The sequence below is a fragment of the Streptomyces sp. NPDC001904 genome (assembly GCF_040297005.1).
Lineage (GTDB): Bacteria > Actinomycetota > Actinomycetes > Streptomycetales > Streptomycetaceae > Streptomyces.
Genome location: NZ_JBEOYI010000004.1, coordinates 92778 through 115214 on the forward strand (window position 1 = coordinate 92778; position 22437 = coordinate 115214).

Below are 22437 nucleotides of genomic sequence, written 5' to 3' on the forward strand. Positions count from 1 at the left end.
GGCCACCGGCAGGCAGCCGAACGCGGCGCCCTACAAATACAACCCCGCATCGGCCCCACCCCGCTGATCCGGCACCGCTGTCGGCGACACGCCACGGCGGAGGGCGTAGAGCTCGGCCAGGGTGGCCCCGTCCCGTCCCAGCCCCTCCTCGGTGCCCAGCCACGTCACCGATTCGCGATGCGTCAGCGGGCCCACCTCGATACGGGCGAGGCAGCGCCCGGGCCGCACCACCGCGGGATGCAGACGTTCCAGGTCCTCGTTGGTGGTCACGCCCACCAGAACGTTCCTGCCCTGCCCGAGCAGCCCGTCCGTGAGATTCAGCAGCCGGGACAGCGCCTGCCCGGCGGTGTGCTTGGCCTCGCCGCGGATCAGCTCGTCGCAGTCCTCCAGCAGAAGCAGCCGCCAGCGCCCCTTCGCCGTACCGTCGTCCTCGCCGATCGCGATGTCCATCAGGTAGCCGACGTCGGAGAAGAGCCGCTCCGGGTCGAGGACGCAGTCGACCTGGCACCAGTCGCGCCAGGAGCGGGCCAGGGTGCGCAGCGCCGAGGTCTTGCCGGTGCCGGGCGGCCCGTGGAGCAGCAGCAGGCGGCCCGCGATGTCCTCGGGCCGCGTCTTCATCAGGCCGTCCATCGCCTCGGCGACCGGCGCCGTGTAGTTCGGCCGGACCTCGTCCCACGTACCCGCCGAGATCTGCCGGGTCGTCCGGTGCGGCCCGCGCCGCGGCGAGACGTACCAGAACCCCATCGTCACGTTCTCCGGCTGGGGCTCGGGCTCGTCGGCGGCGCCGTCCGTGGCCTGCCCGAGGACCTTCGCGGCCAGCTCGGTGGTGGTCGCCGTGACCGTGACGTCGGCGCCCCGGTTCCACCGGGAGATCAGCAGCGTCCAGCCGTCGCCCTCCGCGAGCGTCGCGCTGCGGTCGTCGTCGCGCGCGGAGCGCAGGATGCGGGCGCCCGGCGGCAGCAGGGTGGCCCCGGACCTGACCCGGTCGATGTTGACCGCGTGCGAGTGCGGCTGCTCGCCCGTGGCGAAGCGGCCGAGGAAGAGCGCGTCGACGACATCGGAGGGTGAGTCGCTGTCGTCGACGCCCAGCCGGACCGGCAGCGCGTCGAATGGGTTCGCAGACATACCGCCATGATCCGGCAAGTGAGGGCCGCGCGCACGGAATTTGCGCAGCGCGTCACCTGTACCGCGCGCCACGCCCGGCTCCCGTCCGCCGTCACGAGGCTGTGACGGTGGATCCTGTCGATTCGTCAACTCCCCTGGTTACCCTTGTCCTTGATGGGATGTCATGGGTGGAATTCGGACGTGCGGCGATGGCGGCTCATCGCCGCGCTCGGCGTGGGGATGACCGCACTGGCCCTCGTGCTGACGGTGCTCAGCACGCTTTCCGGCACCGGGGCCAGCATCGCCGGCACCACACCCGACGGCGCCAAGGTCCACGGCACACCGGCGGACCCGCCCCTGCAGGAGGGCCCCACCGTCGGCTGGGGCTTCACGCACACCCAGCACTCGGCCGACGAGGGCGCGGCGAGCGCCGTCACCCGGACGGAGAAGCTGCTCGGCGAGCGGCCGATGCCGCAGAATCAGGCGATCATGGGCTGGGGCGCGGACAACCCCGAGCCCGTGAAGGGCCGTTACGACTTCGACGCGCTGGACCGCCGCATCGACTTCGTCCGCGCGTCCGGCGGCACACCCGTGATCACGCTGTGCTGCGCGCCCGACTGGATGAAGGGCGGCGAGGCGGGCGTCGACAAGACGAACTGGACGCAGCGGAACCTGGAGAAGGCCCCGGACCCGGACCACTACCAGGACTACGCGAACCTGGCCGCGACCGTTGCCAGACGCTACCCGGACGTACGCCACTTCATCGTGTGGAACGAGTTCAAGGGATTCTGGAACGACGACGAGAGCCGCTGGGACTACGAGGGCTACACGAAGCTGTACAACCTCGTGCGCGCGGCCCTGAAGAAGGTCGGCGAGGGCATCCGGGTCGGCGGCCCCTACCTGGTGATGGACAGCCTCGACCCGAAGCAGACCGAGGGCGCCTCGAAGGCCGTCACGGGGCCCTGGGGCCGCCTGGACCAGCGGATCGTCGACGCCTTCACGTACTGGAACCGGCACAAGACGGGCGCGGACTTCGTCGTCGTCGACGGGGCGAGCTACACGGACGACGACGAGCTGCTGCCGGACGAGTTCGGGGCCACCGACAAGTTCACGGCCGTCAGCAGATGGATCGAGCGGCAGACCGGCGGCCTGCCGCTGTGGTGGGCCGAGTACTACGTGGAGCCCGCCGACAGCAGGGACGAGCGCGACGGCTGGAGCGAGACGCACCGCGTCGCCGTGCAGGCCGCCGGAATGATCGCCCTGGCCAAGGGCGGCGCGACCTCCGGCTTCTACTGGAACCCCGAGGACGAGAAGGGCCGTTCCTGTGCCGGCTGCCTGTGGCGGCCCACGCACGGCGCGGGCGGCGGGGGAGCACTGCCCATGTACGGGCTCGTGTCGAGGTTCAACGAGGAGTTCGGCCCGGGCACGACGTTCACCCCGGTCTCCGTGGCCGCCGACGACGTCCCCCACGTGCGGGTCCTCGCCGACGACCGGGCCGCGCTCGTCGTGAACACCCTGAACCGGCCGATCAGCGCGAAGATCGACGGCAAGCGGTTCCAGATGCAGGGCTACGAGGTGACGTGGCTGAAGCGCTGACACCGGGGCGAGCGGTGCCGGCGCCTCCCGTCAGTTCAGCCCCATCGTGAGGAACCGCTGGATCAGCGACGCCACCACCACCGCGAGCAGCGGCAGCGAGAACCAGAACGTGCTCTGCAGCCGGCGCAGCCGCCGCACGCTCGGCGGCGTCACCACCCGGATCACCTCGCGCGCCGTGAGCAGCACGATCAGGATCAGCGCGGCCAGCGCGCCCACCACCGACCACGGCGTCCAGGTGATCCGCGGGCCGGCCGGGCCCGGACTCGGCTCCTCGACCGCGCCGGACGGCGGGGTGCGCAGCCGGTACAGGGTCACGTCGGCGTTGGCATAGGCCTTCTCCAACTCCGTACGCCGGTCCAGGTTCTGGGCCAGACGCGCGGCCCAGGCCGCCGAGCGGCCGGTGTCGAGCCGCAGATAGACGACCTGGCTCTTGTTGATCATCAGATACGAGTTCGGGCCCGCGTCCTTGAGCGCCTTCACGAGACCGCCGACCAGCACCGGGTCGACGGGCGCCGGCGCCGGTACGTACTGGACCCGCTCCATGTCGCGCGCGCCCCACGGCAGCGAGGGCGTGACGTCGTCGACGGTGTCGTCGCTCAGCCACAGCAGCCGTACGGTCGGCCGGTCGTGGGCGTAGACGTAGTCCATCGCCGCGACCTCGCCGGTCCTGACCCGTTCGAACGGCTCGTTGCCCCAGCGGGCCACGAGGAAGCCGCCGAACAGCAGCAGGCCCGCAAGGAGCGCCGCCAGGGGGGCCAGGGTGATCCCGTCCCTGTCGCGTTCCTTCATGGTGACGCCGGTCCGCGGGAACAGCGCGAGGCCCGACAGGAGCGCGGCGCCGGGCAGCGCGAACAGGAAGACCCGCAGCGCCATCTCCCCGCCGTACGACTGCATGCCGAAGCCGAGGAACGGCACGAAGGTCAGCACGATCAGCGAGCGCTCGCGGTACTTCCAGTCGTGGCGCCGCCACCAGCCGAAGCAGGCGAACGCCAGGAGCCCGGCCGCCAGCAGCACCCGGGTGTACAGCACCAGCTTGTGGGTCGAACTGCCGCCCTGGATGCGGCCGGAGACCGAGGCCGAGACATTGCCGCCCACCCCGCCGATCCCGCCGAACAGGTCGTCGAAGTGACCCGACCAGTACGGCTCGGCGAGGAAGCCCAGCCAGACGACGGCGATCACCCCGAACAGCAGCGGCAGGCCGCGCAGTTCGGACCGGCCGGCCAGGACCAGGCCGGCGAGCACCCCCAGCATCATGAACGGCGTCAGCTGGTGCGCGGGGACCGTCGCGACGAACAGCGCGATCAGCACGACGAGCAGCACGGCGCGCCGGCGGCGGTCCGCCGGCTCGACCTCCGTCTCGCCCGGGCGGTGCTCGGTCCACAGCATGCGGGGCGCCCGGAACCAGACCAGCAGGATCGCCACGAACATCAGATAGAGCAGATACGTGAAGCTCTGCGGCGAGAAGTAGTCCTGGCCCACCCAGCCGCTCAGCACGAAGATCCACAGGCCGGTCCACTTGGCCTTCCAGCTCGCCCGCAGCGAGCGCAGCAGCAGGATCATCGGCGCCAGACAGAGCAGCTGGACCGTCATCGGCCACCAGCGGACGACCTCACCGAGATCGCTGATCCCGCACGCCCGGGCGACGAAGGCGGCCGCCGCGAAGAAGCCGGGCCAGCTCCAGCGGGCGTCGAGATCCGGCACCGCCGAGCCCGTGCGGTCGATGTAGTCCAGGAAGCCCAGGTGCTGCCACGCGGTCGCGAAGCGCGGCTGCGCCTCGACGACGGCGGGCAGCGCGTGCAGCGACACCACCGTGGCGAGCAGCGTCGCCGCCAGCAGCCAGGTGTGCGGGCGGTCGAGCCACAGCAGTGACGCGAAGACGCCGATGAGCAGCGCGCCGCCGAGCAGCGTCACGGGGGAGAGGACCGAGATCAGGCCGAGTCCGCCCATGCCGTCCAGATCGGCGTCGCTCATCGCGAGGACCGGACCCCAGTACAGGCCGAGCCCGGCGACCAGCAGCAGCGCCAGAACGGCCACGGACGGGGTGAGCCGGGCGCGCCGCGGCCCGGTCCGGGCGGCCCGCGGGCCGGGCTCCGGGCCCGGCGTGGCGCCGCCCCCGGAGTCCGGCGCGGGCGCCCCGCGCGGCGGGGGCACCGGGCCCGGCCGCACATCGGGCCGCCGCTCCTGGTGGTCCAGGTTGAGCTGGACCGCGAGTTGCAGCGTGTCCGAGTCCATCGCGCCGCGCAGCGCCTCCTTGGGGCCCTGCCGGTCCGCCCGGCGCGCCGGTGCCCTCGGCGTCCCGAGGTCGGCGAGGTCGCCGTCGGGGGCCATGCTGTCCGAGGGCGGCGCCACGGGCGCGGCGCGCACCACGCGCCACAGCCTCGGCGCCGCGATCGTCATGATCACCGCGAGCGAGGAGACCTCCGCGACGCCCGCCCCGGCCAGCCCCAGCCGCGGCAGCAGCAGCAACGTCAGACCGAGCACCAGCACGCACAACAGGCCCTGCAGCCAGGCGAGTCCCGCGGTCCTGCTCTGCGCCCGCAGCACGGCGAAGTACGTCTCCATGACCACCCGCAGGGCCGCGCCCACGGCGAACCAGCGCAGCAGCGGTGTCGCCGCGTCCGCGTAGGCCGCGCCGAAGACATGAAGGACGTACGGCGCGAGCGCGAACAGCAGGACGCAGACCGGGATCATGATGCCGGCCATCCGGCGCAGCGCCGCCCGGGTGTTGGCGGCGAGCCGCGCCGGGTCGTGCGCGCTCTCCACCGTCAGCGAGGCGCCCATGTTGACGGCCAGCAGGTTGATGGTGCCGCCGATGGTGGCGGCGATGTAGAAGTACGCGTTGTCGGCGGAGCTGACCTGCGAGGCGATGACGACGGGCACGAGGGACACGACGGCGAGCGAGAACAGCGAACCGGTGGAGTCGCCGGCGACGAACCGGCCCATCTGCCGCAGCGTCGGCGGATCCGTCCTCCCGTCGGTCGCCTCGACGTGCCGGGGCACCAGCCGGCGGAAGACCAGCCGGCCCAGCGGGACCAGCGAGAACGCGATCGCGACGACCCAGGACACGAACACCCCGGTCGTCGTGAGCGCCGCCGCGAACGCGACCAGCAGCGCGAGCTTCACCAGCGAGAACACGGTGTTGCCCACCGGCACCCACAGCGCGCTGCGCAGCCCGGTCAGCACGCCGTCCTGCAAGGTGAGCAGCGCCCAGGCGACGACGGCCGCGACGAACCCCAGACCGTTGACCGGCCCGTGCAGGAAGCGGTACGAGGGGCCCCACGCGTCCAGGGTCAGCAGGAAGACCAGCGCGGCGCACGCCACCGCCAGCGCACTCCCCGCGTACGTACGGAAGATGAGCCGCCCCGTGCCGCGCCCGGCGACCGGGATGAAGCGGGCCAGGGCCCCGGTCAGCGTCACGGCCATGAGCCCCGCGAGGAACTTCATCGCCGCGATCGCGGCCGAGCCCTGACCGACCGCGTCCGCCGTGTAGTAGTGCGCGGCGGCCAGCCAGAAGCCGACGCCGAGCACGCCCGAGATGCCGGTGTTCAGCATCAGCGCATAGGCGTTGCGGAGCAGTTGGTCACCGTCCCCTGACCCCGTGCCGCCCGATGTGCCCTTCCTGCTCCTGCCCCAGCCGGGCAGCCTGAGTCTGCGGCGGGGCGGCGACGGGGGCTCGGCGGTGGCGGCCGGTCCGGCCTCGGTGGTGGTCGTCGTCGCGTCAGACACGGATACGGGCCGCCTTCCGGCGGGCCTGTCGGGCTCTGCGGACCACGGCGTACCCCTTCGTGAGGGCATGGTCCGTGGCGAAGGTGCGGCCGATCGCGCGGCCCTCGACGAGCCGCTCGAACTCGGCCGCGCCGGTGGAGCGGCGCACGGTGACGCGCCGCAGGGCGTACGGGCCCTGCCGGCGCCTGGCCAGTCCGTTGCCGACGGCGAGCGACTGGGCGAAGCCGGCCGCGCGCACGGCCCCGCGCACCCGCCGGTCGGAGTGACCGTACGGGTACGCGAAGGAGACGGGCGCGACGCCCAGCTCGTCCGTCACGATCTCCCGGCAGATCCGCAGCTCGAACTCCAGGTCGTCGTCCGGGATCTGATCGAGCTGGGGATGCGTATGACTGTGCCCGCCGATCTCCACGCCCTGCCCGGCGAGCGCCCGCACCTGGTCCCAGTCGAGCATCGTGTCGAGCCCGCCGCCGATGTCGTGCGCACCCCGCAGCCACCCCGTCGAGACGAACAGGGTGGCGGCGAAGCCGTGCCGGGCGAGGACCGGCAGGGCGTGCCGGTGCACGCCCTCGTAGCCGTCGTCGAAGGTGATCAGCACGGGCCGGTCGGGCAGCGCCCGGCCGGCGCGCCAGATCGCGGCGAGCTCTGCGGTGGTCAGCACGGTGCACCGGTGATCGGCGAGCACCTCCATCTGCTCCGCGAACCGGCTGGGGGAGACCGAGAGGCCGCGCGTCCTCGCGCTCGGCTCCCGGGCGACCGAGTGGTACATCAGGATCGGGACGGGCGCCCCGTCCGCCGTCCGTGCCCGCTCGCTCATGCCGCCTCCCCCCAAGCGTCGTCCCCGTCGTCCCCGTCGTCCCGGTCGCCCCGGCCGGTCGCCACGACGGTGAACGGCGCGGCACTCCCGCCCCGCGCCCGCAGGCTCCCGAGAACGTATCCGCCGGCCGCCGCCGCCATCCCGGCCACGATGGCTCCGGCCCGTCTCGCCCCACCGGCCCGGCCGAGCGCGATGTCGCGCACCCCGCGCGCCACTCCGGCCGGGAGGACCCGGCTCGCGTAGGCGCGCTCGCTCTCAAGTCCTTTGCCGACGCCGACACTTCGTGCGACCAGCGCCTTCGACAGGCCTTCGGCGTAGGTGCGGGTGCGGAAGTAGGCGAACCGTTCCCGCGCGGCCGGTACCCGGTGGTGGATCACCGCGCGGTCGTCGAGGAGCAGCACCGCGTCCGGCCGCGCGCGGGACAGCCGGATGCACAGCTCCGTCTCCTCGCAGCCCAGCGGCCGCTTGTCGCCGTCGCGGCCGATGCCGGTGGCGAACCCGCCCACCGCGTCGAAGGCGGTGCGCCGGAACGAGGCGTTGCCGCCCAGCACGTTGCGCACCTGGGCCCGGCCGTGCGGCAGCCCCTTGTACGCACAGCCCACCACCCAGTCGAACTCCTCGGGGAACCACACGGGCCTTCGCCCCGACGCCCAGATCGGCTCGGTGCGCCCGCCGACGGCCAGCACCCTCGGATCGGCGTACCCCTCGGCGAACCAGTGCAGCCAGTCCCGCTCCGCGACCGCGTCGTCGTCGAGGAACGCGACGATCTCCCCGTACGAGGCGGCGATCCCGGTGTTCCGCCCGGCGGACAGGCCGCGCGGTCCCTGGTTGGCGAGGACCCTGAGCTCGGTCGCCTCCTTGTACTCGCGGGTGAGGCGGTCGAGCAGCGCCGGGTTGTGGTCGACGACGAGCAGCGTCTCCAGGGCGGGCCGGGACTGCGCGCGCACCGAGTCGACGGCGGCGAGGATGTCGCTCCAGCGGTCCTCGGTGTAGACGCAGATGACGACCGAGGCCGACGGCCCCGTGCTCCGGGGCGCCGTCACGCCCCTTCTCCCCGCGCGAGCGCCGGCTTCGCGGCGGCGGTCCCGACCCGCAGGGCGCGCCGGTTCGACCGCTCCTTGAGGATCACCTTCAGCACCCGGAGCCCGTCCCGCACGGCACGCAGATTGCTCGCTCCGTGGATGCGCAGGTACTCGTGGCTGGGGATCTCCTGGACCTTCAGGCCCGCCTTGACGACCCGGATGTTCATCAGGGTCTCCACCTCGAAGCCGGTGCAGTCGAGGTCGATCTCGTCGAGGCAGTGCCGCCAGAACGCGTTGTAGCCGTAGCAGAGGTCGGTGTAGCGGGCGCCGAACTTGGCGTTCACGGCCGTGCACAGCGCCCAGTTGCCCAGCTTGCGCACGGGCGTCATGTCGTCCGTGCCCCCGCCGTTGGCGAACCGGGAGCCCTTGGCGAAGTCGGCGCCCGACACCAGCGCCGACACATAACTGACGATCTCCTGTCCGTCCGCCGAGCCGTCCGCGTCGACCATCACGATGATGTCGCCCGAGCAGGCCTGGAAACCGGTGATCAGGGCGTCCCCCTTGCCCTTGCCGCGCTGCGGCACCACCACCACGTCCGGCCGCAGCACCCGGGCCACCTGCACGGTGTCGTCGGTGGAGTCGCCGTCCACGAGGACGACCTCGTGGATCCACTCCGGCAGTGTCCGGAAGACGTAGGGCAGGTTCTCCGCCTCGTTCATGGCGGGAATGACCACGCTCACCCGTGGTGCGATGGCCAGGTGGGTGGAGATCGCCCGGTACCGGGCGGGTAAGTCGGCCGGCGTGGTCCCGTCGTCCGGTGCGGCCGGGCGCACCACGGAACTGCTCATGAGTCTGGTCCCTCTCGTCCGGTGGACCGCCCACCCCTCGGGCGGTCCGGCTGTGTGTCCGGTTCGAAAGGGGGGTTCTCACTTACGGCCAGGCCGGAACGGCTCTCCGTACGGGCCGGGTGAGCTGGCAATAGACACCGGTCGAACGGACCGGTCGCGCGGCACGCGACTCGACGACCCACCACGCAGGAACAAGCGAATCACCGAGCACGGCACCCCCCTACCGCGCCCCGCGCCGGGTCCGTGGCGATCCTGAGCCCTCCCCTGGACCGCCGTACGTGATGGACCGATGCGGGTAGATGTAAGACGGTATTGATGATTGAGACCGTATGGCAAGGCCTGAAATGAGAAACCATGTTTTTGTCGTTCTGTCCTTAATTTCAACTAACGCCCCACTAGCGGAGTTTGTGTCTCCCTTTGCGGAGGGCGAGCTGAAGCAGGAACGCGGCCGCGGTGAGTGCGCCCACCGCGACGACTCCGCCGTCGGCCGACCAGTGGTGCGTGGCGAGCATGGTCTGGGCGACCAGGACCACGACGCAGACCGCGCCGGCGCCCGAGACGAGGAACCGCGCCCCCGGGTCGAGGCCGCGCAGGGCCGCGGCGAACGCGGAGCCGGGCGCGGCCAGCAGGAAGAAGAGAGTGAGCGGTCCGCGCAGTGGTGAGCCGGCGTGGGTGAGCGCGAGCACCAGCCCCGCGCCCGCCGCGACCGCGCCCGCCCCCAGGAGCAGGTGCGGTCCGTCGCCGGTTGATGGCGGCTTGAACTTTATGGTCCGCATGGGCGACTTGCCCCCCGAAGCGCCGGATGCCGGACCTCAATGTCGCGCAGCGGCGGGGCGGCGTCAAGACGCGTCCTGGGGCGGCGGGGTCATGGAAAATTCCCCGGAGGCGACGGGCGCCTCCGGGGAACCGTTTCGTCCCACCGGCGGATCGACGGCGGCTGTCAGTACCGCCTGGTGAGTCCCCGGGTCGTTACGGGACGATCTTCAGCAGCTTGTTCGGCGAGCCGCTGCCGGGGCTGGTGACGACCCCGGACGTGGCCCCGTTGACCAGCGCCGAGGCGACCTGGGCGGGCGTGGCGGAGGTGTGGCCCGCCAGATAGACCGCGGCCGCGCCCGCGACGTGCGGCGTGGCCATCGAGGTGCCGGAGATGGTGTTGGTCGCGGTGTCGCTGGTGTTCCAGCCCGCCGTGATCGACACGCCGGGTGCGAACAGGTCCAGTACGGAACCGTAGTTGGACCAGCTGGCCTTCGCGTCGGTGTTGCTCGTGGCGCCGACGGTGATGGCCTGGGTGACCCGGGCGGGGGACGAGGTGGAGGCGTTCGCACCGGAGTTGCCGGCCGCGACCGCGTACGTGACGCCGCTGGAGATGGAGTTGCGCACCGCCGTGTCCAGCGCGGTGCTGGTGCCGCCGCCGAGCGACAGGTTGGCGACCGACGGGCCGCTGTGGTGGGTGGTGACCCAGTCGATGCCGGCGATGACGCCCGCGGTCGTGCCCGATCCGTTGTTGTCGAGCACGCGCACCGCCACGATCTTCGCCTTCTTGGCGACGCCGTAGGTGGTGCCCGCGATGGTGGTGGCCACATGGGTGCCGTGGCCGTTGCCGTCCTGCGCGACGCTGTCGTTGTCGACGGCGTCGTAGCCGTTCGAGGCGCGGCCGCTGATCTGGGAGTGGGTGATCCGCACGCCGGTGTCGATGACGTACGCCGTCACGCCGCCGCCCGCCGAGTCCGGGTAGGTGTACGTGCCGGAGAGCGGCAGGGCCGACTGGTCGATGCGGTCCAGACCCCAGGGCGCGCTGGTCTGGGTGGCGTCCACGTGCACCCGCTGGTTCTGCTCGACGGACGCCACCGCCGGATCGGCCGCGAGTTTCGCGGCCTGGGTGGCCGAAAGTCCCTTCACCGCATAGCCGTTGAGCGCGCCGCGGTACGTCTTCTGCACCGCGCCGCCGTGCTCGGATATCAGGCTCCTGCCGTCCGCGGACGCGGCCGTGAGGCCCGCCGGGCTCTGTGCGGGCTTCTTGAGCGTGACGATGTAGCTGCCGTCGACGGCCTCGGCCGAGCCTGCCGCGAGGACCGTGCCGGTGGCCGGGGTGGCGGCCTGGGCGGGCAGTGCGGTGAGCGAGCCGAGCAGGCCGACGGCCGCCGCGGTCGAGGCGGCCGCGGTCACCAGTGCTTTGGAGAGTGCCATTACGAGGGAGTCCTCCTCATGGGCGACGCGTGCCGAAGCAGGGCGCGCGTCAGTGGGGGGTGTGCGCTGGGTGGCGCACACGGGCCGTCGGGATCGGGGTACTCCGTCCGGGCCCGCTCAGCAGACTGGGGCCGTCTACGGGCGTAGCTCAAGGAATCTGAGGGTATGTCACAACCCTGACATGTACCTGCAATTGAACGGCCGGTGAATGTCCGTCAGGGGTACTTCCCGGTAACTCTGTGGCGTGCTACCACAGATGTGGCAGAAATCCTGCTAAGGGAGGTTCCATGAGACGTTTCCGACTTACGGCATTCATGACGTCGTTCCTCTTCGCGGCCGGCGTCGCCCTCACCGGGGCGACGGACGCGCAGGCCGCCGCCACCGGCTATGTGGCGCTCGGCGACTCCTACTCCTCGGGAGTCGGCTCCGGCAGCTACACCAGCGAGAGCGGCGACTGCAAGCGCTCCACCAAGGCCTATCCGGCCCTGTGGGCGGCCGCCCACTCACCCTCCAGCTTCAACTTCACCGCGTGCTCGGGTGCCCGTACGGGTGATGTCATCTCCGGCCAGCTCGCCCCGCTCGGCACCGGCACCGGCCTGGTCTCCCTCAGCATCGGCGGCAACGACGCGGGCTTCGCCGACGTCATGACCACCTGTGTGCTCCAGTCCGAGGCGACGTGCCTGAACCGCATCAACACGGCTCGTGCGTACGTCACGTCGACGCTGCCCGGCAACCTCGACAAGGTCTACGACGCGATCCGCGCCAAGGCCCCGGCCGCCCATGTCGTGGTCATCGGCTACCCCCGCTTCTACAAGCTCGGCGGCAGCTGTATCGCGGGCCTGTCCGAGAACGAGCGGACCGCCATCAACAGCGCCTCCGACCTGCTCAACACCACCATCGCCAAGCGCGTGGCCGACCACGGCTTCACCTTCGGCGACGTGCGGACGGCGTTCTCCGGGCACGAGATCTGCTCCGGCAACTCCTGGCTGCACAGCGTCAACTGGACCAACATCGGCGAGTCGTACCACCCGACGGCCGCCGGACAGTCCGGCGGCTATCTGCCCGTGTTCACGTCCAACGCGTGAGCCGAACCCGGTGAGCGGCGCCTCACGGCGAGGGTGAAGCGGTGGTGGCTCCCGTGGAGGGGGTCACCACCTCGCACGTCACCGCGTAGGCCACGTAGTTGGAGCTCGCCGCGACCGGGCTGCGCACCTCCACACCGATCTCGTTGTGCAGCGTGGCGCCGGTCTCGTACTGCGTCTCCGTGGTGCTCACCGTACGGCTCTTCGCGCCGCCCGAGCCGAAGTCCAGGGTCTTCCAGCCCGGGTCCGACGGCCGGCCGCTCCTCGTCACCCACCGGTACTCGACCGTGGCCGGGGTGCGCCCCACTGTGATCGTCGCCGTGAAGGCCGGAGCCGCGGCACCCGGCGGCGGGCAGGCCCCCGAGTAGCTGCCGCGGACCGCCGAGACGCTGACCCGCACCGACTGGGCGGGCGTCGTCGTGTGACCGCCGCTCCCGCTCCCGTGGCCGGACGACGCGCTGCCGCCGTAGGACTTCGACGCGCTCGCACTCGTACTCGCGCTCGGACTTGCGCCGCCCGTCGTGCCCGCGCTGTTGCCGCCGGTCGACGAACTCCCGCCGTCACCACCGTCACCGCCGTCCCGGTGGAGCAGTGTGTACGTCACTCCGCCGAGCGCCAGCAGCAGGATCACGAGGCCGGCCATCAGGGCGAGCGAGGTGCGGCGGGCGTCGCGTCCGCCGGTGTCCGCCGGGACCGCCGAGGTGGTGCCCGCCGAGGGCGAGGAGGACAGGGCGGGCGCGGGCAGGGGCAGCGGCGGGGTGGGCGCCGACGTCACCGTCGGCATCGACGACATCGGCGTCGCCCGCACCGGATCCGCGCGCAGCGTGCCGCCCGCGCCGACGATCCGCAGATCGTGCTCGGCCCGCTCCGCGCCGGTCCGCTCGGCCGGATCCTTGCGCAGCAGGCCCTCGATGACGGGCGCCAGCGGGCCCGCGCGGCGCGGCGCCGGCAGCTCCTCGTCGACGACGGCACGCAGCGTGCTCAGCGGGGTGTCCTGCCGGAACGGCGAGTGACCCTCCACCGCCGCGTACAGCAGCACGCCCAGCGACCACAGGTCCGACTCGGGCCCCGGCGTCCGCCCCAACGCCCGCTCCGGGGCGAGGAATTCGGGCGAGCCGATCACCTCGCCGGTCATGGTGAGCGCCTGCGTCCCCTCCACCATGGCGATCCCGAAGTCGGTGAGGACGATCCGGCCGTCGTTCGACAGCAGCACGTTCCCCGGCTTCACGTCGCGGTGCAGCACCCCGGCCCCGTGCGCGGCGCGCAGCGCGGCGAGGACCTCCGCGCCGATGTGCGCCGCGCGCTGCGGGGGCATCGGACCTTCGGCGTCGAGCTGGTCGGCGAGCGAGACGCCGCGCACCAACTCCATGACGATCCACGGGCGTTCGTCGTCCGTCGCCACGTCGTACAGCGTGATCACGTTGCGGTGCGAGATCCGTGCGGCGGCCCAGGCCTCCCGTTCGAGCCGCTGGTACATCCGGTGCCGGTCCGCCGTCGGCAGACCCGCGGGGGCCCGCACCTCCTTCACGGCCACCTCGCGCCCGAGCACGTCGTCATGGGCCCGCCACACGGTGCCCATGCCGCCCTCGCCGATCGGGTCGCGCAGCCGGTACCGGCCCGCCACGACCCGCCCGCTGCTTCCGCCACTCCCCGGCCCTGTGTTCACGGGCGCCGCCCCCACTCGCCACGACAACACGACAAGTCAGAACAAAACTAGCTCAGCCGGGGGCCGATGCGGCCCCCTCGGGCACCGATCCGGACCCGGAGGCCGACTCGAACTCGGGACCGGTTCGGCGTGCGGCGGGCCGGGGGCACGTGAGATCGCCCACGTTCGCGCCGCGCCGGGCGTCCGGGTCGCCGGGGGCGGGAGACGCTCCGGCGTCGCCCCCGCGTTCCTCGGGAGTACTGTCCGACAATGGCTCCGACACGCCGTGGCCCGCCTCCGGCTTGACCTCGGGCGCATCCTCACTGTCGGTCACGGCCGCATCGGGCGGCGCCCCGAACCGCCCTTCTGGCGCCCCGCTTGTCCAACTCGCCCTGAATTCAGTTGGATTCGGAGAGTAACCGGCAAGGGGGCGTCAACCTCCTTACGGGGGAGGTGAATCCTGCGACCGGGATACACGAGTGTCGCGATGGGGCGATAGGGTTAACCTGCCCGGGCTGAGTGCCCTCGTACGGGTGGGGAGTGACATGGAACAGATAACAGTGCGCAGCAGGCCTCGCGTGCCTGCGATCACCTGCGGGAGCAGCGCGACCAGTTCGCGGCTCGACCGCCATCTCTCGGTGCTCGGCGGCCCCGCCGTCCCGCAGCGCGAGACGGCCGAGGCGACGACGCTGATGCGGGAGCTGACCGCGCGTGACGCCGCGCACGACGAGCGCAGCACGAGCCGTGCGCGGGTGCGGCGGGTCTCGCTCTTCGCACCACTGCGGCGACTGCGCCGCTCGCTGTTCGGCGGCCACTAGGCGGCCGCCCGTCCAGCAAGGGCCCCGGGCCCGTGTCCGACCCCCGCGCCGTCCGGCGTACCGCTGCGCATTTCCGCGACCGTCATCCCCACGGCATGCGGCGGGCGCCCCGGCGGGGGAGTCGGGTGCGGGCCCGGGGCTTCTTCCGTTCCCCGTGCGCCGCGCGGCGTGCCGGAGGGGCTCTCCTGGCGGGAGCGCTCACCGACCGCCGTGCGTGTACCGGCGGACGGCGAGCGGCACGCACAGGGCCAGCAGGACCGCGCACCAGGCCAGTGACCCGGCCACCGGATGCGTCACCGGCCAGGCGGCGCCGTGCGGGACCGGGGCGTTGCCGAACAGGGCGCGGGTGGCCGTCGACACGGCGCTGATCGAGTTCCATTCGGCGAGGGTGCGGACCCAGCCCGGCATCCCGGCGGTCGGGATGTAGGCGTTCGACAGCAGCGGCAGCATGAACGTCGCGCCGCCCAGCTGCCCCGCCGCCTCCTCGCTGCGGGAGACGAGCCCGAGCAGGATGCCCACCCAGGTCGCCGCGAACCGGAACAGCAGCAGCAGGCCGAACCCGGCGCAGGCGTCCGCGGCCCCGCCCTCGATCCGCCAGCCCATGGCGAGGCCCACCAGGACGAGGGGGACGAGCCCGGCGGCCGTCGTCACCAGATCCGCCGCGGCCTGCCCGAGCGGCACCGCCGCCCGGCTCATCGGCAGGGTGCGGAAGCGGTCCATCACCCCGCGGTGCGCGTCCTGGGCCGCGGTGAACATCCCGGTCATGATGCCGTTCGCCGCCGTCGCCACCAGCATGCCGGGCACCAGGAACGCCCGGTACTCGGCGCCCGGCAGGGCGAGCGCGCTGCCGAAGACGTACCCGAAGAACAGCAGGAACACGATCGGCATCGTCTGCGTCATGACGAGGATCGCCGGGGCGTGCCGGACGCGCTGGAGGTGCCGTCCGAGCATCGCCGTGCCGTCGTACAGGAGCGCGGAACTCATGCGGCGACCTCCTCGGTCACGGACGTGCGGGTGGTGGTGAGGCGCAGGAACACCTCGTCGAGGGTGGGCGGACGCAGCGTCGCGTCCAGCAGCGGCACGCGGGCGGCGTCGAGTTCGCGCACGACGCGGGGCAGGGTGACGGCCGGATCGAGGACGACGGCGCCCACGGTCCGCCGCTCCCGGTTCATGTCGGGCCGCGCGCCCGTGAGGTGGTCGAGGACCCCGGCCGCCGCGAGCAGCGCCGCCTCGCCCGCGCCGTCCGCCAGCACCACCTGGGCGTAGTGCCCGATCTGCGCCTTCAGTTCGGCGGGCGTGCCGCTGTGGGCGGCGCGGCCCTCGTCGATGAGCACGATGTCGTCGGCGAGCCGGTCGGCCTCGTCCAGGTACTGCGTGGTCAGCAGGACCGTCGTGCCCTCGCGGGCCAGCTCGCGGACCGTGTCCCAGACGGCGCCCCTGCTGTGCGGGTCCAGTCCGGTCGTCGGCTCGTCGAGGAACAGCACGGCGGGCCGGGTGAGCAGGCTCGCGGCCAGGTCCAGCCGGCGGCGCATCCCGCCCGAGTACGTACGGACCGGCCGCGCGGCTGCGTCGGTGAGTCCGAACCGCTCGATCAGTTCGTCGGCGCGCGAGCGCGGCGCGCGCAGCAGGCGGGCGAACAGACGCAGGTTCTCCCGCCCGGTGAGGTCGCCGTCGACCGACGCGTACTGCCCCGTGACGCCGATCCGGCGCCGGACCGCGTGCGCGTCGGCGGTGACGTCGTGGCCCGCGACGCGCGCGGTGCCCGCGTCCGGCCGCAGCAGGGTCGTCAACAGCCGGACGGCCGTCGTCTTGCCCGCTCCGTTCGGCCCCAGCAGGCCGCAGACCGTGCCCTCCCGCACGGCGAGATCGAGACCGCGGACGGCGTGCACGGCCTTCTCTCCCGAACCGAAGCGCTTCTCCAGACCTTCACTAAGTACAGCGTACGTAGAAGTCATGGCGCCACCGTAGCGCACTACGTACGCCGTACGTAACTAGGATGGTGCGCGAGGTGATGATCCATGGCGGGCCGACCGGCCGTACCCGAAGTGATCTGGGCGCGCCCCGAGCGCGCCGGACGGGGCCCACGGCCCGCGCACAGCCGGGCCGACATCGCGGCCGCCGCCGTGCGCGTCGCCGACGCGGAGGGCATCGACGCGGTGTCCATGCGGCGGGTCGCCGGTGAGCTCGGCATGGGCACGATGTCGCTGTACAACTACGTGCCGCGCAAGGAGGACCTGTACGAGCTGATGGTCGACGCCGTCAGCGCCGAGTACGCGTACCCCGAGCCGAGCGGCGACTGGCGCGCCGACGTCCTCGGGCTCGCCCGGCAGGCACGGGCCCTGATGCACCGGCACCCCTGGATGCCGCGCCTGATGTCCCCGGTCTACGGGTTCAGCCCGAACGCGCTGCGGTACCTGGAGTACTGCCTCTCCTGCCTGGACCCGCTGGAGCTGCCCTACGGCACGAAGATGGAGCTGATCGCGTCGGTGACGAGCGTGGTGACGACGTACGTCGCCAACGAGATCGCCACCGCCGAGCGGACGCGGTCGCTGCCGTGGAGCGAGGAGCAGGAGAACGCGGTGCGGATCGCCTATCTCGGGGGGCAGGTGGCGTCCGGGAAGTATCCGCGGCTCGCCGCCGCGTTCACCGAGGACTCCGGGCCCATCGATCTGGAGGCCGTGTTCGAGCGGGCGCTACGCAGGACCTTGGCGGGGTTCACCGAACCGTCCGCCACGTGACCTCCCCTACAGGATCGCGAACTGGCCGCCCGGGCCCTCCTCCTGGTGGTCCAGGACCGAGGCCGGGCGGCGGGAGCCGGCGGGCGGCGGGAGGACGCGGGCCCGGGCCAGTTCGGCCGGGGTGATCCGCTCGCCGATCTCCGCCGTCAGTTCGTCGCGCTGCGGGCCCAGTTCCGCCAGCAGCGCGAGGACGGTGATCAGCTCCAGGAGTTCCGACGTCCAGGGCTGCGGCCAGGACTTCGGGCGGACCGCCGCCAGGGTGCCCGGCTCCGCCGGGGCCGTCCGGCGGGCGAACCACTGCTCCAGGACGCGCACCCCGCTCACCTGGAAGTCCCAGGACGCCGCGGGGACGGGGGAGATGCGGCCGTCGCCGACGAGGAGGGTCTCCTCCGCGCGGTCGTAGACGAGTTCGGCGGGCCGGTCGGGCAGCGGCGCGCGCACGTACGGGCGTCTGCCGCCGGGCAGCTTGGGGCGCTCGGCGCCCGTGCCGCGGCGCTCCAGCCACAGGATCCGGCGGCCGAGGCCGACCCCGCGCCGCCAGACGTCGGGGTCCACGGGCAGCGGCACCCGGCAGCTCCGGTCGGCAGCGCGTTCGGCCACGGCCAGGATCCAGGCGAACAGGTCGGCGGCGGTGACCTCGTGGTCGTACGTGCCGGACAGGTGCTGGAGCAGGCCCGGCGCGATGTTCGGCTCCGCCGCGCCCGGGCGGCGGTAGAGGGGGCGGATCCGGCCGGGGCGGCCCGCGGGGGAGCGGCCCTCGGGCAGCACGGCGCAGGCCAGCACGGCGGGACCGCCCGCGTCGGGCACGTGCCCCTGCTCCACCAGGTACAGCTGCCGCTCGTCCGCGACCCGCCACAACTCGGGCCGAGCCGCGTCGATCAGGCGCTGGTCGGGGATCAGCCACTGCTCGTCGAACGGGCCGTGCAGCACGCGGACCGGCTCCGGGCACGGACCCGAGGCGTGCGCGAGCGGCTCGGTGCCCGTGCGGATCCCGGGGAGCTGGGCGGCCGCGGTGTGCAGCGTGCGGCTGCGCGTCGCCTCCAGGAGTGTCTCGCGGCGGGCGGGGTCACTGCCGACGAACGTGTCCCAACGCGCCTTCAGGGACGCGGCGTCCGGCGCCACGGGCCAGCCGCGGCCCAGGCGCAGCGGCGCCACGGACCACGGCATCAGGTCCGGGAGCGCGGGCGCGTCGGCGGCGTCGACGTCGGTGAGCCGGTCGTTCGTCACGCCCGGCATGGTACGTCCCCCCGGCCGCCCATCAGTCGGCGTCCAGCGTCACCGAGAACGAGAAGCGGTCCCCGCGGTAATGGATCACCGCCACGTCCAGGACCCGGTTCTCCTCGTCGTACGTGATGCCCGTGTAGTGCAGGATCGGGCTGAGCAGCGGTACTTCGAGCAGCCGGGCCGTCTCCGGGTCCGCCAGGCGGGCCTCCACCGAGTCCGTGACCCGGGTGATGCGCACCCCCACGACGTCCCGCAGCACCTTCGTCATCGGCCAGCGCTCCAGATCCGCGACGTCGACCCGCTCGGCGAGTTCGGACCGGACGTAGTTGCGGGCGTGGTTGGTCGGCTCGCCGGTCTTCTCGTCGCTGCGCAGGCGGTGGTACGTCGCCACGTGGTCCGCGCCCGGGAAGTGGTCGGCCAGCGCCGCGGGTACCGGGACGGTGCCGTGGTCGAGGAGTTCGGCCGTCATGCCGGACTGCTGCGCCACGATCGCGTCCACCGAACCGAGCAGCCGTACCGGGGCGCCCCGCCGGGCCGCCGGCTCGATGAACGTGCCGCGGCGCCGGTGCCGGGTGATCAGCCCCTCGTCCTCCAGCTCCTTCAGGGCCTGCCGCATGGTCAGCACGGAGACGCCGTAGTGGCCCGCCAGTTGCTCCTCGGTGGGCAGTCGCAACGGGTCCTGGGGGGAGCGGCCCAGTATGGAGGCGCGCAGGGACTGCGACACCTGATACCAGAGCGGCAGCTTGCGGTTCAGGACGATCGAGTCCGGGGCGAATGACGTCACGGGCTTATCCGTATCGGTCGGGGACGGGATGTGCAATGCGGTCCGGGCGCGGGTGCCTCTCCGCCCGCGACCAGCCCCCACGCACCCGCGGACGAAGAACCGTGCACCCTAACCCCGGAAGTGTCGTTCCAAGCCGCGCCATACATCGTCATAGGCCCGCTGCAAGTGCCCCGCGCCGGCGGCCTGCGCCGTGGCCGTCACGGGCCACCGCGTCTCGAACATGAACGCCAGCCCGTCGTCGACCCGTTGCGGCACCAGCTCGGCGGCGCTGGCCTTGTCGAACGTCTCCCGGTCGGGCCCGTGGGCCGACATCATGTTGTGCAGCGACCCGCCCCCCGGCAGGAAGCCGGAGGCCTTCGCGTCGTAGGCCCCCTCGATCAGGCCCATGTACTCGCTCATCACGTTCCGGTGGAAGTACGGCGGCCGGAACGTGTCCTCGCCCACCAGCCACCGCGGCGCGAAGACGACGAAGTCGACCCCGGCGAGCCCCGGGGTGTCCGACGGCGAGGTCAGGACCGTGAAGATCGACGGGTCGGGATGGTCGTACGAGATCGAGCCGATGACGTTGAAACGGCGCAGGTCGTACACGTACGGGACGTGATTGCCGTGCCAGGCGACGACGTCCAGCGGGGAGTGGTCGTAGGTCGCGGTCCACAGGTTGCCGCAGAACTTGTTCACCACCTCGACCGGCCCCTCGACGTCCTCGTACGCGGCGACCGGAGCCCTGAAGTCCCGTGCGTTCGCCAGCCCGTTGGCGCCGATCGGGCCCAGGTCGGGGAGCTGGAAGGGCGCCCCGTAGTTCTCGCACACGTAACCGCGCGCGCTGCCGTCGAGCAGCTCCACCCGGAAGCGCACCCCGCGCGGGATCAGCGCGACCTCGCCGGGACCGGCGGCGAGCAGCCCGAACTCGGTGCGCAGCAGCAGACCGCCGCGCTCGGGCACGATCAGGAGTTCGCCGTCCGCGTCGCTGAACACCCGGTCCGTCATCGAGGAGTCGGCGGCGTACAGGTGCACGGCCATGCCGGTGCGCTGCGTCGCGTCCCCGTTGCCGCCCAGCGTCCACAGGCCCGCCAGCCAGTCGGTGCCGGGGGCGGGGTCGGGCAGCGGGTTCCAGCGGCGGCGGTTGGGGTCGGGGACCGACTCGGTGAAGGGGGCCGTGCGCACCGTGCCGTTGTCCGTGCGCGTGAACTCGGGGTGCGCCGCCGAGGGACGGATCCGGTACAGCCACGAGCGCCGGTTGTGCGCGCGGGGCTCGGTGAACGCACTGCCGCTCAGCTGCTCCGCGTAGAGACCGAGCGGGGCGCGCTGCGGTGCGTTGCGCCCCTGCGGCAGGGCGCCCGGCGCCGCTTCCGAGGCGTGTTCGTTGCCGAAGCCCGTCAGGTAGGCCAGGGCCTCGGCCGTCGTGCGTGGGTCCCCGCTCATCGTTGCTCCCTCGCCCCTCATCCAGCATTCCTATGCTCAACCGTAGGATTCGCGATCCGGACACGCAAGACGCCGTCCGGCCGGATTCGATCTCCCCCTGCGGGCCTCCTCCCCGAGACGGATCCGAAAACGTGAACGGTCGCCTACTGTCCGAGCATGCCCAGGACGACCCCGGCCCGCGCCCTCGCCGCCACCCTCCTCGCCTGCGCCCTCGTGACGGGCCTCGCCGGGTGCGGTGACGACGACGACGGCCCGCGCCAGGTCGGCAAGGTGCTCGACACGGCCGACACCGACGGCCGCCGCTACCGTCAGGTCCCCGCCGACGACGCCCCCGAGGTCGGCCTGATCGTGCAGCCCGACCCGCGGCCCGACGGCGGCTGGGACGTCAGGGTCCGGATGCGCAACTTCCGGTTCAGCCCCGAGGACGCCGCGACCCGCGCCGTGCGGGGCCGCGGCTACGCCCAGCTCTACCTGGACGGCAGCCGTCTGTCCCTGCTGCGCGCCGTCGACTACCGGCTGCCCGGCACCCGCGTCAGCCGCGGCACCCACAAGGTCACCGTCCGGCTCTACGCCGACGACGGCACCGTCTGGGCGGTCGAGGGCGAACCCGTCGAGGCCACCGCCGACCTCACCGCGTCCGGCGCGGAGACGGCATCCCCATCTCCGTGAGTCGGCCGTAGGGTGACCGGCATGCCTCATCCGACCCCCTTGCGCCGTACGCCCGTTCAGCAGCGCAGCGCCGAGCGGCTGAGCCGGATCCTCGACGCCTGCGCCGATCTCCTCGACGAGGTCGGCTACGAGCAGTTGAGCACGCGGGCCGTCGCGGGCGCCGCCGAGGTCCCCATCGGCTCGGTCTACCGTTTCTTCACCAACAAGCGCGCCATGGTCGACGCCCTGGCCCAGCGCAACCTGGAGCGCTACGCGGAGCGCGTCGCCGGGCGGCTCGGCACCATCCCGGCGGACGACTGGCGCGCCGCGATGGACGCCATCCTCGACGAGTACCTCGCCATGAAGCGCACCGCACCCGGCTTCTCCCTGGTCGACTTCGGCACCCAGATCCCGGTCGGCGACCCCGACTCCGCCCCCAACCTGCGGGTCGCGGACACCCTCACCGACCTCCTCGCCCCGCACCTCGGCCGGACCGCCGACGACGCGCTCCGGCGGACGTTCCTGGTGGCGGTCGAGGCCGCCGACGCGCTGGTGCGGCTCGCGTTCCGGCTCGATCCGGCGGGCGACGCGCGCATCATCACCGAGACCAGAGAGCTGCTGCGCGCGTATCTGGCCCGGACCCTCGATTGAGGGCACCTGAGGCCGCCCACCGCAACGCAAAGCCGTGACCTGGAGTTTTGCGCTTATTGCTCACGTGTCAACGTCTTGTTAACGCTGACGGACGGGCCCTAGCGTCTCGCTGACCGCCGACCCCCGGG

Annotated in this window: 19 protein-coding genes; 6 read left to right on the top strand and 13 right to left on the bottom strand. The window is 72.6% G+C overall.

The annotated features are described in order from the left end of the window. Positions 1 to 30: 30 nt before the first annotated feature. Entirely contained in the window at positions 31 to 1125 is a 1095-nt protein-coding gene (locus ABT127_RS07525; protein WP_351445602.1) for a DUF5925 domain-containing protein, read from the bottom strand. Positions 1126 to 1278: 153 nt separating this feature from the next. Here ABT127_RS07525 and ABT127_RS07530 point away from each other — a divergent pair, with 153 nt between their 5' ends. Continuing rightward, complete coding sequence (locus ABT127_RS07530) at positions 1279 to 2700, top strand: GH39 family glycosyl hydrolase (RefSeq protein WP_351445604.1); 1422 nt, start codon at positions 1279 to 1281, stop codon at positions 2698 to 2700. 30 nt (positions 2701 to 2730) lie between these two features. On the opposite strand, the gene ABT127_RS07535 is transcribed toward ABT127_RS07530, so the two are convergent. The 6 genes from ABT127_RS07535 to ABT127_RS07560 all read right to left on the bottom strand — a co-directional run bounded on the left by ABT127_RS07535 (position 2731) and on the right by ABT127_RS07560 (position 11297). Then, positions 2731 to 6426, bottom strand: a complete 3696-nt coding sequence (locus ABT127_RS07535; protein WP_351445606.1) for a lipopolysaccharide biosynthesis protein — start codon at positions 6424 to 6426, stop codon at positions 2731 to 2733. Next, on the bottom strand, positions 6419 to 7240 hold the full coding sequence (locus tag ABT127_RS07540; RefSeq protein ID WP_351445608.1) for a polysaccharide deacetylase family protein: 822 nt from the start codon (positions 7238 to 7240) through the stop codon (positions 6419 to 6421). The genes ABT127_RS07535 and ABT127_RS07540 overlap by 8 nt, the downstream gene beginning before the upstream one ends. Next, the gene (locus tag ABT127_RS07545) at positions 7237 to 8283 is read right to left on the bottom strand and encodes a glycosyltransferase family 2 protein (RefSeq protein WP_351445610.1); all 1047 of its coding nucleotides are present in this window, start codon (positions 8281 to 8283) and stop codon (positions 7237 to 7239) included. The genes ABT127_RS07540 and ABT127_RS07545 overlap by 4 nt, the downstream gene beginning before the upstream one ends. Continuing rightward, positions 8280 to 9110: a glycosyltransferase family 2 protein gene (locus ABT127_RS07550; protein ID WP_351445612.1), complete on the bottom strand. Its 831-nt coding sequence runs from the start codon at positions 9108 to 9110 to the stop codon at positions 8280 to 8282. Before ABT127_RS07550 ends, ABT127_RS07545 begins: the two co-directional genes overlap by 4 nt. Before the next feature lie 395 nt (positions 9111 to 9505). After that, positions 9506 to 9886 carry a hypothetical protein gene (locus tag ABT127_RS07555; protein WP_351445614.1) on the bottom strand — a complete coding sequence of 127 codons (381 nt, stop codon included), beginning with the start codon at positions 9884 to 9886 and terminating at the stop codon, positions 9506 to 9508. A 193-nt stretch (positions 9887 to 10079) separates the two neighbouring features. Next, the gene (locus tag ABT127_RS07560; RefSeq protein WP_351445616.1) at positions 10080 to 11297 is read right to left on the bottom strand and encodes a S8 family peptidase; all 1218 of its coding nucleotides are present in this window, start codon (positions 11295 to 11297) and stop codon (positions 10080 to 10082) included. Positions 11298 to 11584: 287 nt separating this feature from the next. On the opposite strand from ABT127_RS07560, the gene ABT127_RS07565 reads away from it, so the two are divergent. Further along, positions 11585 to 12382, top strand: a complete 798-nt coding sequence (locus tag ABT127_RS07565; protein ID WP_351445618.1) for an SGNH/GDSL hydrolase family protein — start codon at positions 11585 to 11587, stop codon at positions 12380 to 12382. Positions 12383 to 12404: 22 nt separating this feature from the next. Here the strand turns inward: ABT127_RS07565 and ABT127_RS07570 are convergent, their stop codons facing one another. Next, positions 12405 to 13958, bottom strand: a complete 1554-nt coding sequence (locus ABT127_RS07570; RefSeq protein ID WP_502971666.1) for a serine/threonine-protein kinase — start codon at positions 13956 to 13958, stop codon at positions 12405 to 12407. A 611-nt stretch (positions 13959 to 14569) separates the two neighbouring features. On the opposite strand from ABT127_RS07570, the gene ABT127_RS07575 reads away from it, so the two are divergent. Next, the gene (locus ABT127_RS07575; protein WP_111666157.1) at positions 14570 to 14842 is read left to right on the top strand and encodes a hypothetical protein; all 273 of its coding nucleotides are present in this window, start codon (positions 14570 to 14572) and stop codon (positions 14840 to 14842) included. A gap of 198 nt (positions 14843 to 15040) precedes the next feature. On the opposite strand, the gene ABT127_RS07580 is transcribed toward ABT127_RS07575, so the two are convergent. Then, positions 15041 to 15826, bottom strand: a complete 786-nt coding sequence (locus ABT127_RS07580) for an ABC transporter permease (RefSeq protein WP_351445622.1) — start codon at positions 15824 to 15826, stop codon at positions 15041 to 15043. After that, complete coding sequence (locus ABT127_RS07585; protein ID WP_351445624.1) at positions 15823 to 16797, bottom strand: ATP-binding cassette domain-containing protein; 975 nt, start codon at positions 16795 to 16797, stop codon at positions 15823 to 15825. The genes ABT127_RS07580 and ABT127_RS07585 overlap by 4 nt, the downstream gene beginning before the upstream one ends. Positions 16798 to 16860: 63 nt before the next feature. Here ABT127_RS07585 and ABT127_RS07590 point away from each other — a divergent pair, with 63 nt between their 5' ends. Continuing rightward, positions 16861 to 17580, top strand: a complete 720-nt coding sequence (locus tag ABT127_RS07590) for a TetR/AcrR family transcriptional regulator (RefSeq protein ID WP_351445626.1) — start codon at positions 16861 to 16863, stop codon at positions 17578 to 17580. 6 nt (positions 17581 to 17586) lie between these two features. Here ABT127_RS07590 and ABT127_RS07595 read toward each other — a convergent pair whose 3' ends face one another. The 3 genes from ABT127_RS07595 to hmgA all read right to left on the bottom strand — a co-directional run bounded on the left by ABT127_RS07595 (position 17587) and on the right by hmgA (position 21010). Next, the gene (locus ABT127_RS07595) at positions 17587 to 18816 is read right to left on the bottom strand and encodes a type ISP restriction/modification enzyme (RefSeq protein WP_351445628.1); all 1230 of its coding nucleotides are present in this window, start codon (positions 18814 to 18816) and stop codon (positions 17587 to 17589) included. Positions 18817 to 18838: 22 nt separating this feature from the next. Beyond that, entirely contained in the window at positions 18839 to 19588 is a 750-nt protein-coding gene (locus tag ABT127_RS07600; RefSeq protein ID WP_351445630.1) for a GntR family transcriptional regulator, read from the bottom strand. Between the two features lie 108 nt (positions 19589 to 19696). Then, positions 19697 to 21010 (bottom strand): homogentisate 1,2-dioxygenase, encoded by a 1314-nt coding sequence (gene hmgA / locus ABT127_RS07605; RefSeq protein WP_351445632.1) that lies wholly within the window; start codon positions 21008 to 21010, stop codon positions 19697 to 19699. Between the two features lie 156 nt (positions 21011 to 21166). On the opposite strand from hmgA, the gene ABT127_RS07610 reads away from it, so the two are divergent. Both ABT127_RS07610 and ABT127_RS07615 read left to right on the top strand, forming a co-directional pair. Continuing rightward, a complete protein-coding gene (locus ABT127_RS07610) occupies positions 21167 to 21679 on the top strand; it encodes a hypothetical protein (protein WP_351445634.1) in 513 nt (170 codons plus the stop codon). 21 nt (positions 21680 to 21700) lie between these two features. Next, positions 21701 to 22309: a TetR/AcrR family transcriptional regulator gene (locus ABT127_RS07615; RefSeq protein ID WP_351445636.1), complete on the top strand. Its 609-nt coding sequence runs from the start codon at positions 21701 to 21703 to the stop codon at positions 22307 to 22309. The last annotated feature ends 128 nt before the right edge of the window (positions 22310 to 22437 follow it).

Excerpts from the sequence above, each read along its gene's own strand:
- ABT127_RS07560 (WP_351445616.1), bottom strand. The coding sequence starts at position 11,297 with ATGGCACTCTCCAAAGCACTGGTGACCGCGGCCGCCTCGACCGCGGCG.
- ABT127_RS07595 (WP_351445628.1), bottom strand. The coding sequence starts at position 18,816 with ATGCCGGGCGTGACGAACGACCGGCTCACCGACGTCGACGCCGCCGAC.
- ABT127_RS07565 (WP_351445618.1), top strand. The coding sequence starts at position 11,585 with ATGAGACGTTTCCGACTTACGGCATTCATGACGTCGTTCCTCTTCGCG.
- ABT127_RS07570 (WP_502971666.1), bottom strand. The coding sequence starts at position 13,958 with ATGGGCACCGTGTGGCGGGCCCATGACGACGTGCTCGGGCGCGAGGTG.
- ABT127_RS07585 (WP_351445624.1), bottom strand. The coding sequence starts at position 16,797 with ATGACTTCTACGTACGCTGTACTTAGTGAAGGTCTGGAGAAGCGCTTC.
- hmgA (WP_351445632.1), bottom strand. The coding sequence starts at position 21,010 with ATGAGCGGGGACCCACGCACGACGGCCGAGGCCCTGGCCTACCTGACG.
- ABT127_RS07555 (WP_351445614.1), bottom strand. The coding sequence starts at position 9,886 with ATGCGGACCATAAAGTTCAAGCCGCCATCAACCGGCGACGGACCGCAC.
- ABT127_RS07580 (WP_351445622.1), bottom strand. The coding sequence starts at position 15,826 with ATGAGTTCCGCGCTCCTGTACGACGGCACGGCGATGCTCGGACGGCAC.
- ABT127_RS07540 (WP_351445608.1), bottom strand. The coding sequence starts at position 7,240 with ATGAGCGAGCGGGCACGGACGGCGGACGGGGCGCCCGTCCCGATCCTG.
- ABT127_RS07610 (WP_351445634.1), top strand. The coding sequence starts at position 21,167 with ATGCCCAGGACGACCCCGGCCCGCGCCCTCGCCGCCACCCTCCTCGCC.
- ABT127_RS07525 (WP_351445602.1), bottom strand. The coding sequence starts at position 1,125 with ATGTCTGCGAACCCATTCGACGCGCTGCCGGTCCGGCTGGGCGTCGAC.
- ABT127_RS07615 (WP_351445636.1), top strand. The coding sequence starts at position 21,701 with ATGCCTCATCCGACCCCCTTGCGCCGTACGCCCGTTCAGCAGCGCAGC.
- ABT127_RS07590 (WP_351445626.1), top strand. The coding sequence starts at position 16,861 with ATGGCGGGCCGACCGGCCGTACCCGAAGTGATCTGGGCGCGCCCCGAG.
- ABT127_RS07575 (WP_111666157.1), top strand. The coding sequence starts at position 14,570 with ATGGAACAGATAACAGTGCGCAGCAGGCCTCGCGTGCCTGCGATCACC.
- ABT127_RS07550 (WP_351445612.1), bottom strand. The coding sequence starts at position 9,110 with ATGAGCAGTTCCGTGGTGCGCCCGGCCGCACCGGACGACGGGACCACG.
- ABT127_RS07530 (WP_351445604.1), top strand. The coding sequence starts at position 1,279 with ATGGGATGTCATGGGTGGAATTCGGACGTGCGGCGATGGCGGCTCATC.